Origin of the sequence: Pseudomonas kitaguniensis, from assembly GCF_049199985.1 — a bacterium.
GTDB lineage: Bacteria > Pseudomonadota > Gammaproteobacteria > Pseudomonadales > Pseudomonadaceae > Aquipseudomonas > Aquipseudomonas kitaguniensis.
On sequence record NZ_JBLZPT010000029.1, the window covers coordinates 18,680 to 35,638 of the forward strand.

Annotated in this window: 15 protein-coding genes; all 15 read left to right on the plus strand. The window is 61.1% G+C overall.

The window, feature by feature from the left end:
- Positions 1 to 112: 112 nt before the first annotated feature.
- On the plus strand, positions 113 to 568 hold the full coding sequence (gene mraZ / locus ACOZK9_RS24440) for a division/cell wall cluster transcriptional repressor MraZ (protein WP_058414275.1): 456 nt from the start codon (positions 113 to 115) through the stop codon (positions 566 to 568).
- On the plus strand, positions 565 to 1,512 hold the full coding sequence (gene rsmH / locus ACOZK9_RS24445; protein ID WP_058414274.1) for a 16S rRNA (cytosine(1402)-N(4))-methyltransferase RsmH: 948 nt from the start codon (positions 565 to 567) through the stop codon (positions 1,510 to 1,512). Before mraZ ends, rsmH begins: the two co-directional genes overlap by 4 nt.
- Positions 1,509 to 1,802: a cell division protein FtsL gene (gene ftsL, locus ACOZK9_RS24450; RefSeq protein WP_058414273.1), complete on the plus strand. Its 294-nt coding sequence runs from the start codon at positions 1,509 to 1,511 to the stop codon at positions 1,800 to 1,802. Before rsmH ends, ftsL begins: the two co-directional genes overlap by 4 nt.
- Positions 1,802 to 3,544 carry a peptidoglycan D,D-transpeptidase FtsI family protein gene (locus tag ACOZK9_RS24455; RefSeq protein WP_162839879.1) on the plus strand — a complete coding sequence of 581 codons (1,743 nt, stop codon included), beginning with the start codon at positions 1,802 to 1,804 and terminating at the stop codon, positions 3,542 to 3,544. Before ftsL ends, ACOZK9_RS24455 begins: the two co-directional genes overlap by 1 nt.
- Entirely contained in the window at positions 3,544 to 5,007 is a 1,464-nt protein-coding gene (locus ACOZK9_RS24460) for a UDP-N-acetylmuramoyl-L-alanyl-D-glutamate--2,6-diaminopimelate ligase (protein ID WP_058414271.1), read from the plus strand. Before ACOZK9_RS24455 ends, ACOZK9_RS24460 begins: the two co-directional genes overlap by 1 nt.
- Positions 5,000 to 6,370 (plus strand): UDP-N-acetylmuramoyl-tripeptide--D-alanyl-D-alanine ligase, encoded by a 1,371-nt coding sequence (locus ACOZK9_RS24465; RefSeq protein ID WP_152751520.1) that lies wholly within the window; start codon positions 5,000 to 5,002, stop codon positions 6,368 to 6,370. The genes ACOZK9_RS24460 and ACOZK9_RS24465 overlap by 8 nt, the downstream gene beginning before the upstream one ends.
- Positions 6,370 to 7,452 carry a phospho-N-acetylmuramoyl-pentapeptide-transferase gene (gene mraY, locus ACOZK9_RS24470; protein ID WP_058414269.1) on the plus strand — a complete coding sequence of 361 codons (1,083 nt, stop codon included), beginning with the start codon at positions 6,370 to 6,372 and terminating at the stop codon, positions 7,450 to 7,452. Before ACOZK9_RS24465 ends, mraY begins: the two co-directional genes overlap by 1 nt.
- 6 nt (positions 7,453 to 7,458) lie before the next feature.
- On the plus strand, positions 7,459 to 8,805 hold the full coding sequence (gene murD / locus ACOZK9_RS24475) for a UDP-N-acetylmuramoyl-L-alanine--D-glutamate ligase (RefSeq protein ID WP_172979990.1): 1,347 nt from the start codon (positions 7,459 to 7,461) through the stop codon (positions 8,803 to 8,805).
- Positions 8,802 to 10,019 carry a putative lipid II flippase FtsW gene (ftsW, locus tag ACOZK9_RS24480; protein ID WP_058414267.1) on the plus strand — a complete coding sequence of 406 codons (1,218 nt, stop codon included), beginning with the start codon at positions 8,802 to 8,804 and terminating at the stop codon, positions 10,017 to 10,019. The genes murD and ftsW overlap by 4 nt, the downstream gene beginning before the upstream one ends.
- Positions 10,009 to 11,079: an undecaprenyldiphospho-muramoylpentapeptide beta-N-acetylglucosaminyltransferase gene (murG, locus tag ACOZK9_RS24485; protein WP_058414266.1), complete on the plus strand. Its 1,071-nt coding sequence runs from the start codon at positions 10,009 to 10,011 to the stop codon at positions 11,077 to 11,079. The genes ftsW and murG overlap by 11 nt, the downstream gene beginning before the upstream one ends.
- A complete protein-coding gene (murC, locus tag ACOZK9_RS24490; protein ID WP_099240300.1) occupies positions 11,072 to 12,517 on the plus strand; it encodes a UDP-N-acetylmuramate--L-alanine ligase in 1,446 nt (481 codons plus the stop codon). The genes murG and murC overlap by 8 nt, the downstream gene beginning before the upstream one ends.
- Entirely contained in the window at positions 12,514 to 13,470 is a 957-nt protein-coding gene (locus tag ACOZK9_RS24495) for a D-alanine--D-alanine ligase (protein WP_421556782.1), read from the plus strand. The genes murC and ACOZK9_RS24495 overlap by 4 nt, the downstream gene beginning before the upstream one ends.
- 4 nt (positions 13,471 to 13,474) lie before the next feature.
- Positions 13,475 to 14,344: a cell division protein FtsQ/DivIB gene (locus tag ACOZK9_RS24500; RefSeq protein ID WP_058414263.1), complete on the plus strand. Its 870-nt coding sequence runs from the start codon at positions 13,475 to 13,477 to the stop codon at positions 14,342 to 14,344.
- Positions 14,345 to 14,359: 15 nt separating this feature from the next.
- On the plus strand, positions 14,360 to 15,622 hold the full coding sequence (ftsA, locus tag ACOZK9_RS24505) for a cell division protein FtsA (RefSeq protein ID WP_057724626.1): 1,263 nt from the start codon (positions 14,360 to 14,362) through the stop codon (positions 15,620 to 15,622).
- A 130-nt stretch (positions 15,623 to 15,752) separates the two neighbouring features.
- Entirely contained in the window at positions 15,753 to 16,958 is a 1,206-nt protein-coding gene (ftsZ, locus tag ACOZK9_RS24510; RefSeq protein ID WP_058414262.1) for a cell division protein FtsZ, read from the plus strand.
- Position 16,959 lies beyond the last annotated feature (1 nt).

Genomic DNA, 16,959 nt, shown 5'->3' on the forward strand with positions numbered 1-16,959 from the left:
TCCGCGCCTTGACGGTGTGGTGGGCGCATTCCTATAGTGTGCGCAAGTGGCGGAAAGTGGCACAAAGTGGGTTTTTTGAACGTAAAACGCTAAAATTTGGAGAAACGCACCTGTGTTTCGCGGAGCTAACGCTATCAGTCTCGATGCAAAAGGCCGTCTCGCTATGCCGAGCCGGTATCGTGACGAGCTGATTTCGCGAAGTTCCGGGCAATTAATCATCACCATTGATGCCGTTGACCCTTGTTTATGTGTTTACCCGCTCGATGAGTGGGAGTTGATTGAAACCAAATTGCGCGCTCTGCCTTCATTGCGTGAAGAAAACCGCCGGCTGCAACGCTTGCTGATTGGTAATGCCGTCGACCTCGAACTCGATGGCAGTGGCCGTTTCCTGGTGCCGCCGCGTTTGCGCGAGTACGCCAAGCTCGACAAGCACGCAATGCTGGTCGGCCAACTGAACAAGTTCCAATTGTGGGACGAAGGTGCCTGGGACGCTGTTTCTGCAGCTGACCTGGCGGCTATTCAACAACCGGGCGCTATGCCTGATGAACTGCGTGATTTGATCCTGTGACTATTGATAGCGGCTTTAACCACATCACCGTACTGCTTGACGAAGCCGTTGAGGCTCTCGCCGTACGCGCGGATGGCTGCTATTTGGATGGCACGTTCGGCAGGGGCGGGCACAGCCGGTTGATACTCAGCCAGCTCGGGCCAGACGGCAAACTCCTCGGGTTTGACAAAGACCCTCAAGCGATTGCCACCGGGCAAGCGCTAGCGGCCGAAGACGGCCGCTTTGTCGTTGTACAGCGCAGCTTTGCCGAGCTGGGTGCCGAAGTCGCCGAGCGCGGCATGGCAGGCAAGGTGGCCGGGGTTTTGCTCGACTTGGGCGTGTCCTCGCCGCAACTCGATGACCCGGAGCGTGGCTTCAGTTTCATGAACGACGGCCCGCTGGACATGCGCATGGACCCGACGCGCGGCGTCAGTGCCGCCCAGTTCATCGCCACCGCGCCCCACGAAGAAATTACCCGTGTGTTCAAAGAGTACGGTGAAGAGCGTTTCGCCGGCCGCATGGCACGTGCCGTGGTCGAGCGCCGCGAAATCCAGCCGTTTGAACGCACCGCTGACTTGGCCGAAGTGCTGAAAGTCGCCAACCCGGCATGGGAAAAGGGCAAGAACCCGGCGACCCGTGCGTTTCAGGGCCTGCGCATTCACGTCAACAACGAACTGGGCGATCTTGAGGCTGGCCTCGAAGCCGCGCTGGAAGCCCTCGAAGTTGGCGGTCGCCTGGTAGTGATCAGCTTCCACTCCCTGGAAGACCGCATCGTCAAACTGTTCATGCGCCGCCTGGTCAAGGGCGAGTCGGATAACCTGCCGCGCAACCTGCCCGTACGTTTTGAAGCCTTCGTGCCGAAAATTAAAATCCATGGCAAAGCGCAGTTCGCTTCTGAAGCTGAACTCAAGGCCAACCCACGTTCGCGCAGCGCTGTCATGCGTGTCGCGGAGAAGTTGCGGTGAGCAAGCTTTTCGCCAAACCCCTGCCGGGCGGCAGTTTCTTTATGTTGCTGCTGTTTGTCGGCGTGCTGGTGTCCGCGATTGCGGTGTCCTACAGCGCCCACTACAACCGCCAACTGCTCAATACCCTCTATGGGGAGTTGAGCGTGCGTGACAAAGCGCAAGCGGAATGGGGTCGGCTGATTCTCGAACAAAGCACCTGGACCGCGCATAGCCGCATTGAAGTGCTGGCGACTGAGCAGTTGAAGATGCACATTCCAAGCGCCGCCGACGTTCGCATGGTGGCGCCATGATGAAACTTGAGGGTGCACTCTACCCGTGGCGCTTCCGCCTGATGATCGGCCTGCTGGCGCTGATGGTCGGCGCAATTGCCTGGCGCATCATTGACCTGCAAGTGATCGATCGTGACTTCCTGATCGGTCAGGGCGACGCGCGTAGCCTGCGGCATATCCCGATTCCTGCGCACCGCGGTTTGATCACCGATCGTAACGGCGAACCGCTGGCCGTGAGCACGCCGGTGACCACGCTGTGGGCCAACGCCAAGGAACTGCAAACCGCCAAGGAAAAATGGCCACAGCTGGCTTCCGCCCTGGGCCAGGACCCAAAAGCCTTGGCCGAGCGCCTGGAAGCCCAAGCCAACAAAGAATTCATCTATCTGGTTCGCGGGCTCACGCCTGAGCAGGGCCAGCAAGTGCTCGACCTTAAAGTCCCCGGTGTCTATGGCATCGAGGAATTTCGTCGTTTCTACCCGGCCGGTGAAACCACCGCGCATATGGTCGGCTTTACCGACATTGATGACCATGGCCGCGAAGGTGTAGAGCTGGCCTACGATGAATGGCTGGCGGGTGTGCCTGGCAAACGGCAGGTCATCAAGGACCGGCGCGGCAGACTGATCAAGGATGTGCAAGTCACCAAAAACGCCAAGGCCGGCAAGCCCTTGGCGTTGTCGATTGACCTGCGCCTGCAGTACCTGGCCAACCGCGAGCTGCGTAACGCGATCATCGAGAACGGTGCCAAGGCCGGTAGCCTGGTGATCATGGACGTGAAGACCGGCGAGATCCTCGCCATGGTCAACCAGCCGACCTACAACCCGAACAACCGTCGCAACCTGCAACCGGCGATGATGCGTAACCGCGCAATGATCGACGTGTTTGAGCCAGGTTCGACCATGAAAGCCATCTCCATGAGTGCCGCTCTGGAAACCGGGCGCTGGAAGCCGAGCGACAAAGTCGAGGTGTACCCAGGCACGCTGCAGTTGGGCAAATACACCATTCGCGACGTATCGCGTACCGAAGGCCCGGTGCTCGATTTGACCGGTATTTTGATCAACTCCAGTAACGTCGGCATGAGTAAGGTCGCCTTCGATATTGGCGGCGAAACCATTTATCACCTCGCGCAGAAAATCGGTTTGGGCCAACCCACCGGTCTCGACTTCCCGGGCGAGCGCGTGGGCAACCTGCCGAACTACCGCGACTGGAAAAAAGCCGAGACCGCCACGCTGTCCTATGGCTACGGCCTGTCGGTGACCGCGATCCAACTGGCGCATGCCTTCTCTGTATTGGCCAATAACGGTCGGATGGTTCCTTTAAGTCTGATCCACGTAGACGAAGCGCCGAAAGCCACCCAGGTGATTCCGGAAAACGTCGCCAAGACCATGCAAGGCATGCTGCAACAAGTGATCGAAGCACCGCGCGGCGTCTTCCGTGCGCAGGTGCCGGCGTATCACGTGGCAGGCAAGTCCGGTACCGCGCGTAAAACTTCGGTGGGCACCAAGGGCTATGCCGAAAACTCTTATCGTTCGCTGTTCGCAGGCTTCGGCCCGATGAGCGACCCGCGCTACGCCATCGTGGTCGTGATTGATGAGCCGAGCAAGGCCGGCTACTTCGGTGGCCTGGTCTCGGCGCCGGTGTTCAGCAAAGTGATGTCCGGCACCCTGCGCCTGATGAACATCACGCCGGACAACCTGCCGCCGACTCAACAGGCGAACGCCGGGCCACCGGCCGCTGCTGCCAAAGCCAATGGAGGGCGCGGCTGATGTCACTTAGCTTGAACAAGATTTTTGCACATGCCGGCCGCGATCTGCTGATTCGCGAGTTGAGCCTGGACAGCCGTAATGTGCGCGCCGGTGACCTGTTCCTGGCGGTGCCTGGCGGCAAGTTCGATGGCCGTGCGCACATTGCCGATGCGTTGCAACGCGGTGCGGCGGCAGTGGCGTATGAAGTGGAAGGGGCCACTGTGCTGCCGATCACCGACGTGCCGTTGATTCCGGTCAAAGGCCTGGCGGCGCAACTGTCGGATATTGCCGGGCGTTTTTATGGCGACCCGAGCCGACAATTGAACCTGGTGGGCGTGACCGGCACCAATGGCAAAACCAGTGTGACCCAACTGGTCGCGCAAGCGCTTGACCTGCTGGGCCAGCACTGCGGCATTGTCGGCACGCTGGGCACCGGCTTTTATGGCGCGCTGCAAAGCGGCATGCACACCACGCCCAACCCGATTGCGGTGCAAGCCACCTTGGCCGACCTGAAAAAGGCCGGTGCCAAGGCGGTCGCCATGGAAGTCTCCTCCCACGGCCTCGACCAGGGGCGCGTTACGGCCTTGGCCTTTGACGTGGCGGTGATGACCAACTTGTCGCGCGACCACCTGGATTACCACGGCACCCTGCAGGCCTATGCCGCGGCCAAGGCCAAGCTGTTTGCCTGGAATGATTTGAAGTGCCGAGTGGTCAACCTCGATGACGCATTCGGTCGCCAGTTGGCTGCCGAAGACAGCGAGGCGCGCCTGATCAGCTACAGCCTGGAAGACGCCAGCGCTTACCTGTATTGCCGCGAAGCCCAATTTAACGACGAAGGCGTGCGCGCCACGTTGGTCACGCCACAAGGCGAGCATCACTTGCGCAGCACCTTGCTCGGGCGCTTCAACCTGAGCAACGTGCTTGCCGCCATCGGCGCGCTGCTCGGCCTGGATTACGCGCTCGATGAAATCCTGCGTGTGCTGCCCAAGCTCGAAGGCCCGGTCGGTCGCATGCAGCGTTTGGGTGGCGGCACCCAGCCGCTGGTGGTGGTCGATTACGCGCACACCCCGGACGCGCTGGAAAAAGTCCTCGAAGCCCTGCGCCCTCACGCCAAGGGCAAATTGCTTTGCCTGTTCGGCTGCGGCGGTGACCGTGATCGCGGCAAACGCCCATTGATGGCCGAGATTGTCGAGCGCTTGGCCGATGGCGTGCTGGTGACCGACGACAACCCGCGCAGCGAAGCCCCAAGCCAGATTTTCGACGACATTCGTGCAGGCTTTAACGACGCGTCCAAGGTGACCTTCGTCGCCGGTCGCGGCGCAGCCATTGCCCAACTGATCGCCGGCGCCAGCGCCGATGACGTGGTGGTACTGGCCGGTAAAGGCCACGAGGACTACCAGGAAATCAACGGCGAACGCCAGGCTTTCTCCGATCTGGTCGAGGCCGAGCGCGCCCTGGCTGCCTGGGAGCTTGCCCATGCTTAAAGCGATGAAGTTCAGCGAACTGACCCTGGCCCTGTCGGCCCGCGTAGTGTCGAGCGATTGCAGCTTCGACGGCGTCAGTATCGACAGCCGTAACATCCAGCCGGGGCAATTGTTTGTCGCGCTGACGGGCCCGCGTTTCGATGGTCACGACTACCTGAATGAAGTCGCCGCCAAAGGTGCCGTCGCAGCTTTGGTGCAGCGTGAAGTGGCAGATTCGACCTTGCCGCAATTGTTGGTCGCCGACACTCGCCTGGCCCTTGGGCAACTCGGTGCACTGAACCGCGCCGCCTTTAACAAGCCGGTTGCGGCAGTCACTGGCTCCAGCGGCAAAACCACGGTCAAGGAATTGCTGGCCGGTATTCTGCGTACGCGTGGGCCGGTATTGGCGACCCGTGGCAACCTGAACAATGATTTCGGCGCGCCGCTGACCCTGCTCGAACTGGCCCCGGAACATACGGCGGCGGTGATCGAGCTGGGTGCTTCGCGCGTCGGCGAAATCGCCTACACCGTGGCGCTGACCAAGCCCCACGTAGCAATTATCAACAACGCCGGTACTGCGCACGTTGGCGAGTTCGGCGGCCCGCAAAAAATCGTCGAAGCCAAGGGCGAAATCCTTGAAGGCCTTGATGCTTCGGGCACTGCCGTATTGAACCTCGACGACAAGGCTTTCGAAACCTGGCGTGTACGCGCCGCCGGGCGCAAGGTCTTGACGTTTGCCGTGCTCAACGCGGCGGCTGATGTTCACGCCTCGGCTGTCACCGTCGATGCGCGTGGTTGCCCTTCGTTTACCTTGCACACCCCGCAAGGTAACGAACACGTGCAACTGAATTTGCTCGGCAACCATAACGTCGCCAATGCCTTGGCCGCTGCTGCTGCTGCGCACGCCCTGGGTGTGTCGCTGTTCGGTATCGCCACCGGCTTGGGCGCGGTGCAGCCGGTCAAGGGCCGCACGGTCGCGCAACTGGCGAGCAACGGCATGCGCGTGATCGACGACACCTACAACGCCAACCCGTCCTCGGTTAATGCCGCTGTTGACCTGCTCAAAACGTTTGCCGGGCGCAAGGTTTTGGTACTCGGTGACATCGGCGAGCTGGGCGATTGGGCTGAGCAAGGCCATCGCGAAGTCGGTGCCTACGCCAGCGATAAGGTCGACGCCCTGTATGCGGTCGGCCCGAACATGGCACACGCGGTTGATGCATTCGGCCTGGGTGCGCGGCATTTTGCGACCCAAGCCGAGTTGATTCAGGCGCTGAGTGCGGCTGAGCAAGACCCACACACCACTATTTTGATCAAGGGATCGCGCAGCGCGGTGATGGAAAACGTCGTCGCGGCTTTGTGTGGCTCAAGTACGGAGAAACATTAATGCTGCTGCTGCTGGCTGAGTATCTGCAACAGTTCCACAAAGGCTTTGCGGTCTTTCAGTACCTGACCCTGCGCGGGATTCTGGGTGTGCTGACCGCGCTGTCTCTGTCGCTGTTCCTGGGGCCGTGGATGATCCGCACCCTGCAGAACCTGCAAATTGGTCAATCGGTTCGTAATGACGGCCCGCAGTCGCACCTGTCCAAATCCGGCACCCCGACCATGGGCGGCGCGCTGATCCTGTCGTCCATCGGCATCAGCACCTTGCTCTGGGCTGACTTGCACAACCGTTACGTCTGGACGGTGTTGCTGGTGACCCTGTTGTTCGGCGCCATCGGCTGGGTGGACGACTACCGCAAAGTGATCGAGAAAAACTCCAAAGGGCTGCCAAGCCGCTGGAAGTATTTCTGGCAGTCGGTGTTTGGCCTCGCCGCCGCGATCTTCCTTTACACGACGGCGCCGAGCGCAGTCGAGACCACCTTGATCATCCCGATGCTCAAAGACGCCAGCATCCCGCTGGGCATCGGTTTTGTGGTGCTGACCTACTTTGTGATCGTCGGCTCCAGCAACGCGGTCAACCTGACCGACGGCCTCGACGGTTTGGCGATCATGCCGACCGTGATGGTCGGCGGTGCGCTGGGCATTTTCTGCTACCTGTCGGGTAACGTGAAATTCGCCGAATACCTGCTGATCCCATATGTACCGGGCGCGGGTGAGCTGATTGTGTTCTGCGGCGCGCTGATCGGTGCCGGCCTCGGGTTCCTGTGGTTCAACACCTACCCGGCGCAAGTTTTCATGGGCGACGTCGGCGCACTGGCGCTGGGCGCAGCCTTGGGCACCATCGCGGTGATCGTCCGCCAGGAAATCGTGCTGTTCATCATGGGCGGTGTGTTCGTGATGGAAACCCTGTCGGTGGTCATCCAGGTGGCCTCCTTCAAATTGACCGGGCGCCGGGTATTTCGCATGGCGCCGATTCATCACCACTTTGAACTCAAGGGCTGGCCCGAGCCGCGCGTGATTGTCCGTTTCTGGATCATCACCGTGATTCTGGTATTGGTCGGCCTTGCCACCCTGAAACTGAGGTAGAAACGAGTGTCCCTGATCGCTTCAGACCACTTCCGCATCGTTGTCGGCCTCGGCAAGAGCGGCATGTCCCTGGTTCGCTTCCTGGCGAACCGGGGCACGTCGTTTGCCGTGGCCGATACGCGGGAAAATCCACCGGAGCTGGTCACGCTGCGCCGTGACTACCCGCACGTGGAAGTGCGTTGTGGCGAACTGGACGTCGAGTTTCTGTGCCGCGCCGACGAGCTCTACGTGAGCCCTGGCCTGGCCCTGGCGACACCCGCTCTGCAAGCTGCAGCGGCGCGTGGCGTGAAGCTCTCTGGCGATATTGACCTGTTCGCGCGTAACGCGAAGGCGCCGATTGTGGCCATCAGCGGTTCGAACGCGAAAAGCACTGTGACCACACTGGTTGGCGACATGGCGGCTGCGGCCGGCAAGCGCGTGGCCGTGGGCGGCAACCTCGGCACACCAGCGCTGGACTTGCTGAGTGACGACGTCGAGCTGTACGTGATGGAGCTGTCGAGTTTCCAACTGGAAACCACCCATGACCTCGGCGCTGAAGTGGCCACCGTGTTGAACGTCAGCGAAGACCACATGGACCGCTACAGCGGCCTGCCGGCTTATCACCTGGCCAAGCACCGGATCTTCCGTGGCGCCCGGCAAGTGGTGGTCAACCGTCAGGATGCCCTCAGCCGTCCGTTGATGGGCGAGGGCCTGCCGTGCTGGACCTTCGGCCTGAGCAAGCCCGACTTCAAAGCTTTCGGCATTCGCGAAGAGAACGGCGAGAAATACCTGGCCTTCGAATTCCAGAACCTGATGCCGGTGCGCGAGCTGAAAATCCGTGGCGCGCATAACCAGTCCAACGCCCTCGCGGCTTTGGCTTTGGGGCATTCCGTCGGCCTGCCGTTCGATGCCATGCTGTCCAGCTTGCGCACGTTCGGCGGGCTTGAGCATCGCTGCCAATGGGTACGCGACCTCAACGGCGTCAGCTATTACAACGACTCCAAAGCCACCAATGTCGGCGCCGCATTGGCTGCCATCGAAGGCTTGGGTGCCGACATCGACGGCAAGCTGGTGCTGATCGCCGGTGGCGACGGCAAAGGCGCCGACTTCAAGGACCTTAAAGGTCCTGTGGCTGCGCATTGCCGCGCTGTGGTGCTGATCGGTCGCGATGCCGATTTGATCGCCGCCGCCCTCGGCGACGCGGTGCCGCAAATTCGCGCGACCTCTTTGGACGATGCAATTGCCCACTGCAAAGCCCTGGCTCAGCCAGGCGATGCGGTGCTGCTGTCGCCGGCGTGCGCCAGTTTCGACATGTTCAAGCACTACGAAGAGCGCGGCCAGCTGTTCGCCCGCGCCGTGGAGGCCTTGGCATGAATTTCAGAAATATCATCAAGCCGTATCCGTCGCCGATCATCACCGGGCGTGGCATCGACCTTGATTTCCCGATGCTTGCCGGTTGCCTCGCGCTGCTCGGCCTAGGCCTGGTGATGATCACCTCGGCGTCCTCCGAAGTGGCCGCCGTGCAGTCGGGCAACACCCTATACATGATGATCCGTCACTTGGTGTACCTGGTGATTGGCCTCGGTGCGTGCATTGTCACCATGATGATTCCCATCGCCACCTGGCAGCGCCTGGGTTGGTTGATGCTGATCGGTGCGTTCGGCCTGCTGATCATGGTGATCCTGCCGGGCATCGGGCGCGAGGTGAACGGTTCGATGCGCTGGATCGGCTTCGGTGCGTTCAACGTGCAGCCATCGGAAATTGCCAAGGTGTTCGTGGTGATCTACCTCGCCGGTTACCTGGTACGCCGCCAGAAAGAAGTCCGCGAAAGCTGGATGGGCTTTTTCAAACCGTTCATCGTGCTGCTGCCAATGGCCGGCCTGTTGCTGATGGAGCCCGACTTCGGTGCCACCGTCGTGATGATGGGCGCGGCCGCAGCGATGCTGTTTCTCGGTGGCGTGGGCCTGTTCCGCTTCACTTTGATGGTGGTGTTGGCCGTGGCCGCCGTGACGGTGCTGGTGCAGGCGCAACCTTACCGCATGGCCCGTCTGATTACCTTTACCGACCCGTGGTCCGACCAGTTCGGTTCTGGCTACCAGTTGACCCAGGCCTTGATCGCTTTCGGTCGCGGCGAATGGTTGGGCGTGGGTTTGGGCAACAGCGTGCAGAAGCAGTTCTACCTGCCGGAAGCGCACACCGACTTTGTGTTCTCGGTACTCGCCGAAGAGCTCGGCGTAGTCGGTTCGCTTTGCACCGTCGCGCTGTTCGTGTTCGTGTGTGTACGCGGCATGTACATCGGCTTGTGGGCCGAGAAGGCCAAACAGTATTTCGCCGCGTACGTGGCGTACGGCTTGTCGTTCCTGTGGATCGGCCAGTTCCTGATCAACATCGGTGTGAACGTCGGCCTGCTGCCGACCAAGGGCCTGACCTTGCCGTTCCTCAGTTACGGCGGCAGTTCGTTGGTGATTTGCTGCGCGTGTCTCGGTTTGTTGCTGCGCATCGAGTGGGAGAGTCGAACCCACTTGGGCAGCGAAGAGATGGAGTTCAGCGAAAGCGACTTCGCCGAGGAGCCGAACCATGGGCGCTAACGTGCTGATCATGGCGGGCGGCACCGGGGGCCATGTGTTCCCGGCCCTGGCGTGTGCGCGTGAATTCCAGAACCGTGGCTACAGCGTGCACTGGTTGGGCACACCGCGCGGTATCGAAAACGAATTGGTGCCAAACGCTGGTTTGCCGCTGCACCTGATCAACGTCACCGGCTTGCGTGGCAAGGGCAAATTGTCCCTGCTCAAGGCGCCGTTTGTGTTGCTCAAGGCCGTGTGGCAAGCGCGCAAAGTGATTCGCCAATTGCAGCCGGTGTGCGTGCTCGGTTTCGGCGGTTACGTGACCGGCCCTGGTGGCGTGGCAGCCAAGCTCGCCGGCGTGCCGGTGATCGTGCACGAACAGAACGCCGTTGCCGGCACCGCCAACCGCTTGCTGGTGCCGTTGGCCGCGCGGGTGTGTGAAGCGTTTCCGAAGACCTTTAGCGCCTCGGGCAAATTGCGCACCACCGGTAACCCGGTGCGTACCGAACTGTTCATGGGCATCGCCCGCGAAGCACTGGTCGGGCGCAAGGCGAACTTGTTGATCCTGGGCGGAAGCCTGGGCTCCGAGCCCTTGAACAAATTGCTGCCTGAAGCGCTGGCGCAACTCCCGCTGGAAGTGCGTCCGCACGTGTTCCATCAGGCTGGCAAGCAGCATGCTGAAGTCACCGCAACGCGTTATCGCGAAGCCGGTGTTGAGGCCAATGTGCAGCCCTTCATCAAAGACATGGCCCAAGCCTATGGCTGGGCCGACCTGGTGGTTTGCCGCTCCGGCGCGCTGACCGTCAGTGAACTGGCCGCCGCCGGTCTGCCGTCCTTGCTGGTGCCTTTGCCCCACGCGATCGACGATCACCAGACCCGCAACGCCGAATATTTGGCCGGGGAGGGCGCTGCCTTCCTGCTGCCGCAAAGAACGACTGGCGCCGCTGATTTGGCGGCACGCCTGACCGAGGTTTTGATGCAACCGGAACGACTCAACAGCATGGCGAGCACCGCAAGCCGCCTGGCCAAACCTGACGCAACCCGCACCGTGGTCGATATTTGCCTGGAGGTGGCCCATGGTTGAGAATCAGAAAGCCATGCCACAGCCGGAAATGCGCCGCATCCGTCGCATCCACTTCGTCGGCATCGGCGGTGTGGGCATGTGCGGGATTGCCGAAGTTCTGCTGAACCTCGGCTACCAGGTGTCCGGCTCTGACTTGAAAGAGTCGCCGGTCACCGACCGCCTGAAAACCTTTGGCGCACACATCTTCATCGGCCACCGTGCCGAGAACGCTGCCGAAGCTGATGTACTGGTGGTTTCAAGCGCCGTGAACACCTCCAACCCGGAAGTCGCGACGGCCCTTGAGCGGCGTATTCCGGTGGTGCCGCGTGCCGAAATGCTCGCCGAGCTGATGCGCTATCGCCACGGCATCGCCGTGGCCGGTACGCACGGCAAAACCACCACCACCAGCCTGATCGCGTCGGTGTTCGCCGCCGGTGGTTTGGACCCGACATTCGTGATCGGTGGCCGTCTGAATGCCGCGGGCACCAATGCCCAGCTCGGCACCAGCCGTTACCTGATCGCCGAAGCCGATGAAAGTGACGCAAGCTTCCTGCACCTGCAGCCGATGGTTGCGGTGGTCACCAACATTGACGAAGACCACATGGCGACCTACGACGGTGACTTCAACAAGTTGAAGAAAACCTTCGTCGAGTTCCTGCACAACCTGCCGTTCTATGGCTTGGCCGTGGTGTGCCTGGACGACCCGGTGGTGCGCGAAATTCTGCCGCTGGTCAAACGTCCGACCGTGACTTACGGCTTCAGCGAAGACGCCGACGTGCGCGCGATCAATGTGCGCCAGGCAGGCATGCAAACCTACTTCACCGTGCTGCGCCCAGACCGCGAGCCGTTGGATGTGTCGGTGAACATGCCGGGCAACCACAACGTACTTAACTCCCTGGCGACCATCTGCATCGCTTCCGATGAAGGCGTCAGTGATGAAGCCATCGTCGAAGGCCTGTCGCGCTTCGCCGGTGTCGGCCGTCGCTTCCAGGTCTACGGCCAACTGCCGGTAGACGGCGGCGACGTGATGCTGGTCGACGATTACGGTCACCACCCAACCGAAGTCGCCGCGGTGATCAAAGCCGTACGCGGTGGTTGGCCGGAGCGCCGCTTGGTGATGGTTTACCAGCCGCACCGCTACAGCCGTACGCGCGACCTGTATGACGATTTCGTCAATGTATTGGCCGATGCCAACGTGCTGCTGTTGATGGAAGTCTACCCGGCCGGTGAAGAGCCAATTCCGGGCGCCGACAGCCGCAAGCTGTGCAACAGCATCCGTCAGCGCGGCCAGTTGGACCCGATCTATATCGAGCGTGGTGTAGACCTGGCGCCGATCGTCAAGCCGCTGCTGCGTGCCGGTGACATCTTGCTGTGCCAGGGTGCCGGCGACATCGGCGGCCTTGCGCCTAAATTGCTCGCGAGCCCGTTGTTCGCCGCTGTGCAGGGGACGTCGAAATGAGCATGAATTACCACAGCCTGTTTTCCACTATTACGCCTGCCGACTTCGGCCGCGTAGCGGTGTTGTTCGGCGGCAAGAGCGCTGAGCGCGAAGTGTCGCTCAAGTCCGGCAATGCGGTGCTTGAAGCACTGCTGAGCGGCGGTGTGGATGCGTTCGGTATCGACGTGGGCGATGATTTTCTCGCCCGCCTGCAAGCTGAAAAAATCGACCGCGCCTTCATTATTTTGCACGGCCGTGGCGGTGAAGACGGCAGCATGCAGGGCTTGCTGGAGTGCGCCGGTATTCCTTACACCGGCAGCGGCATTCTTGCCTCGGCACTGGCCATGGACAAGCTGCGCACCAAGCAGGTGTGGCACAGCTTGGGCATTCCTACACCGCGTCACAGTGTTCTGTGCAGCGAAGACGATTGTATTTCTGCAGCCAAGGAACTGGGCCTGCCTTTGATCGTCAAACCAGCCCATGAAGGCTCCAGTATCGGCATGGCCAAAGTGAACTCGGCCGCCGAATTGATCGACGCATGGAAAGCGGCAAGTACCTATGATTCGCAAGTGATGGTGGAACAGTGGATTCAAGGTCCCGAGTTCACCATCGCTACCCTGCGTGGCCAGGTATTGCCGCCTATCGCATTGGGCACGCCCCATACCTTTTATGACTACGACGCCAAGTACGTGGCTTCCGATACTCAGTACCGGATTCCGTGTGGCCTCGACGCAGACAAGGAACAGGAATTGATGGACCTCACGGCGAAAGCCTGTGAGGCGCTGGGTATCGCCGGTTGGGCGCGGGCAGACGTGATGCAGGATGACCAAGGGAATTTCTGGTTCCTTGAAGTCAACACTGCTCCCGGCATGACCGACCACAGCCTGGTACCCATGGCAGCCCGTGCAGCCGGTCTGGATTTCCAGCAGTTGGTGCTGGCGATTCTAGCGGCAAGCATTGAGCCTAGAGGCTAAGAACATGAACGGCGCATCGCTTCGTCATCAGCCCCCACAAGCACCCGGCCGCAAGCCGGTGCCACGGGGTGCCAGCCGAATGGTGGCTAAAGAGCCGATGTCGGCGCGCCTGCCCAAAGCCAACTTTGGTTTTATCAAAGCGCTGTTCTGGCCGGTGTTGCTGGTGGTGTTGGGCTTCGGTACTTACGAAGGCGCACAGCGTTTGTTGCCGTATGCCGACCGCCCGATCACCAAGATCAGCGTGCAGGGCGACTTGAGTTACATCAGCCAGCAAGCGGTGCAGCAGCGTATCGGCCCGTACCTGGCGGCGAGCTTCTTCACCATCGACCTGGCCGGTATGCGCTCAGAGCTGGAACAGATGCCGTGGATCGCTCACGCCGAAGTCCGCCGCGTATGGCCGGACCAAGTGACGATCCGCCTGGAAGAACAACTGCCCGTGGCCCGTTGGGGTGATGAAGCGCTGTTGAACAACCAGGGCCAGGCGTTCACCCCGCGTGAACTGGCCAACTACGAGCACCTGCCGCAGTTGTTCGGGCCGCAGCGGGCGCAACAGCAAGTGATGCAGCAGTACCAGGCCTTGAGCCAGATGCTGCGGCCGCTGGGCTTCTCCATTGCACGCCTGGAACTGCGTGAACGGGGTAGCTGGTTTTTGACCACCGGGGCAGGCAGTTCCGGCCCGGGTATCGAGTTGTTGCTGGGACGCGACCGCTTGGTGGAAAAGATGCGCCGCTTTATTGCCATCTATGACAAGACCTTGAAAGAACAGATTACGAACATTGCGAGCGTCGACCTGCGTTACGCCAACGGCCTTGCCGTCGGCTGGCGTGAACCGGCTGCGCCCACGGCAGCGCAACCCGCTGTCGCGAAGAATTAAGAAGAGGCAGGACCCATGGCAAACGTGCAAAGCGGCAAAATGATCGTCGGTCTCGATATCGGCACCTCCAAGGTGGTGGCGCTGGTGGGCGAGGTCGGGGAAGACGGCACGATCGAAATCGTCGGTATTGGCACGCATCCGTCCCGTGGCCTGAAGAAGGGCGTGGTGGTGAACATCGAGTCCACCGTGCAATCGATCCAGCGCGCGATTGAAGAAGCGCAGCTGATGGCCGGTTGCCGGATTCACTCGGCGTTCGTCGGCGTTGCCGGCAACCATATCCGCAGCCTGAATTCCCACGGCATCGTGGCGATCCGCGACCGCGAAGTCAGCGCGGCCGACCTTGAGCGCGTGCTTGACGCCGCCCAGGCCGTGGCGATCCCGGCCGACCAGCGCGTGCTGCACACCCTGCCGCAGGACTACGTGATCGACAACCAGGAAGGCGTTCGCGAGCCGCTGGGCATGTCGGGCGTACGCCTGGAAGCCAAGGTTCACGTGGTGACCTGCGCCGTTAACGCAGCGCAGAACATTGAAAAATGTGTGCGTCGCTGCGGCCTCGAAATCGACGACATCATTCTTGAGCAGTTGGCCTCGGCTTACTCGGTACTGACCGACGACGAAAAAGAACTCGGCGTGTGCCTGGTCGACATCGGCGGCGGCACCACCGACATCGCGATCTTCACCGAGGGTGCGATTCGTCATACCGCGGTGATCCCGATTGCCGGCGACCAGGTCACCAACGACATCGCCATGGCGCTGCGTACCCCGACCCAGTACGCCGAAGAAATCAAAATTCGCTACGCCTGCGCCCTGGCCAAACTGGCCGGTGCCGGTGAAACCATCAAAGTGCCAAGCGTCGGCGACCGTCCGCCGCGCGAGCTGTCGCGCCAGGCATTGGCCGAAGTGGTCGAGCCACGCTACGACGAGCTGTTCACGCTGATTCAGGCTGAACTGCGCCGCAGCGGCTACGAAGATTTGATCCCGGCCGGCATCGTGTTGACCGGTGGCACCTCGAAGATGGAAGGCGCAGTCGAACTGGCCGAAGAAATCTTCCACATGCCGGTGCGCCTGGGCGTTCCGCATGGCGTCAAAGGCCTCGGCGATGTGGTGCGCAACCCTATTTATTCGACCGGCGTGGGCTTGCTGTTGTACGGGCTGCAAAAGCAGACCGACGGCATTTCCCTGTCGGGCCCGAGCATCCGTGACAGCTACCGCAGCGACGACGAAGCGAAAGCGCCGTTGTTCGAACGGCTGCAGGCTTGGGTCAAAGGCAATTTTTAAAGAAGCAGCGGCAAGCGTCAAGCCGCAAGCTTCAAGTAACACGCTTCAAGCTTGCAGCTAATAGCTTGCAACTTGTAGCTGATGTAAAGCAGTAGGCGAAAAAACTAGAGATAACGAAAGGAGAGGGAACATGTTCGAACTCGTAGACAACATCCCCGCAAGCCCGGTCATCAAAGTGATCGGTGTCGGCGGTGGCGGCGGCAACGCTGTCAACCATATGGTCAAGAGCAACATTGAAGGCGTTGAATTCATCTGCGCCAACACTGATGCCCAAGCGCTGAAAAGCATCGGCGCGCGGACCATCCTGCAATTGGGCACTGCGGTGACCAAGGGCCTCGGCGCTGGCGCCAACCCGGAAGTCGGCCGTCAAGCCGCGCTGGAAGACCGCGAGCGTATTGCTGAAGTGCTGCAAGGCACAAACATGGTGTTCATCACCACCGGCATGGGCGGCGGTACCGGTACCGGTGCAGCCCCGATCATTGCCGAAGTGGCCAAGGAAATGGGGATTCTGACCGTTGCTGTCGTGACGCGTCCGTTCCCGTTCGAAGGCCGCAAGCGTATGCAGATCGCCGACGAAGGCATCCGTCTGCTGTCTGAAAGCGTCGACTCGTTGATCACCATTCCCAACGAGAAGCTGCTGACCATCCTGGGTAAGGACGCCAGCCTGCTGTCGGCTTTCGCCAAGGCTGACGATGTACTGGCCGGTGCCGTTCGCGGTATCTCCGACATCATCAAGCGCCCGGGCATGATCAACGTCGACTTCGCCGACGTACGTACCGTCATGAGCGAAATGGGCATGGCGATGATGGGCACTGGCTGCGCCAGCGGTCCTAACCGTGCACGTGAAGCCACTGAAGCTGCGATTCGCAACCCGTTGCTCGAAGACGTGAACCTGCAAGGTGCACGCGGCATCCTGGTGAACATCACCGCCGGCCCTGACCTGTCCCTGGGTGAGTACTCCGACGTGGGTAGCATCATCGAAGCCTTCGCTTCCGAGCACGCCATGGTCAAGGTCGGCACCGTTATCGACCCGGACATGCGCGACGAGCTGCACGTGACCGTGGTTGCTACCGGCCTGGGCGCAAAAATCGAGAAGCCTGTGAAGGTCATCGACAATACCGTTCACACCGGCCACAACAGCCACGCCAGCCAATCGGCTGCGGCTCCAGCGCCTTCGCGCCAGGAACTGCCGTCGGTTAACTACCGTGATCTGGACCGTCCTACCGTGATGCGCAACCAGGCTCAGGCCGGTGCTGCGGCCTCGCGTAGCCCGAATCCACAAGATGACTTGGATTACCTGGACATCCCGGCATTCCTGCGTCGTCAGGCCGATTGAT

Coding starts and splice junctions, on each gene's coding strand:
- ACOZK9_RS24455 (WP_162839879.1), top strand. CDS start 1,802: ATGAAACTTGAGGGTGCACTCTACCCGTGGCGCTTCCGCCTGATGATC.
- ACOZK9_RS24460 (WP_058414271.1), top strand. CDS start 3,544: ATGTCACTTAGCTTGAACAAGATTTTTGCACATGCCGGCCGCGATCTG.
- ACOZK9_RS24465 (WP_152751520.1), top strand. CDS start 5,000: ATGCTTAAAGCGATGAAGTTCAGCGAACTGACCCTGGCCCTGTCGGCC.
- mraY (WP_058414269.1), top strand. CDS start 6,370: ATGCTGCTGCTGCTGGCTGAGTATCTGCAACAGTTCCACAAAGGCTTT.
- ftsW (WP_058414267.1), top strand. CDS start 8,802: ATGAATTTCAGAAATATCATCAAGCCGTATCCGTCGCCGATCATCACC.
- murG (WP_058414266.1), top strand. CDS start 10,009: ATGGGCGCTAACGTGCTGATCATGGCGGGCGGCACCGGGGGCCATGTG.
- murC (WP_099240300.1), top strand. CDS start 11,072: ATGGTTGAGAATCAGAAAGCCATGCCACAGCCGGAAATGCGCCGCATC.
- ACOZK9_RS24495 (WP_421556782.1), top strand. CDS start 12,514: ATGAGCATGAATTACCACAGCCTGTTTTCCACTATTACGCCTGCCGAC.
- ACOZK9_RS24500 (WP_058414263.1), top strand. CDS start 13,475: ATGAACGGCGCATCGCTTCGTCATCAGCCCCCACAAGCACCCGGCCGC.
- ftsA (WP_057724626.1), top strand. CDS start 14,360: ATGGCAAACGTGCAAAGCGGCAAAATGATCGTCGGTCTCGATATCGGC.
- ftsZ (WP_058414262.1), top strand. CDS start 15,753: ATGTTCGAACTCGTAGACAACATCCCCGCAAGCCCGGTCATCAAAGTG.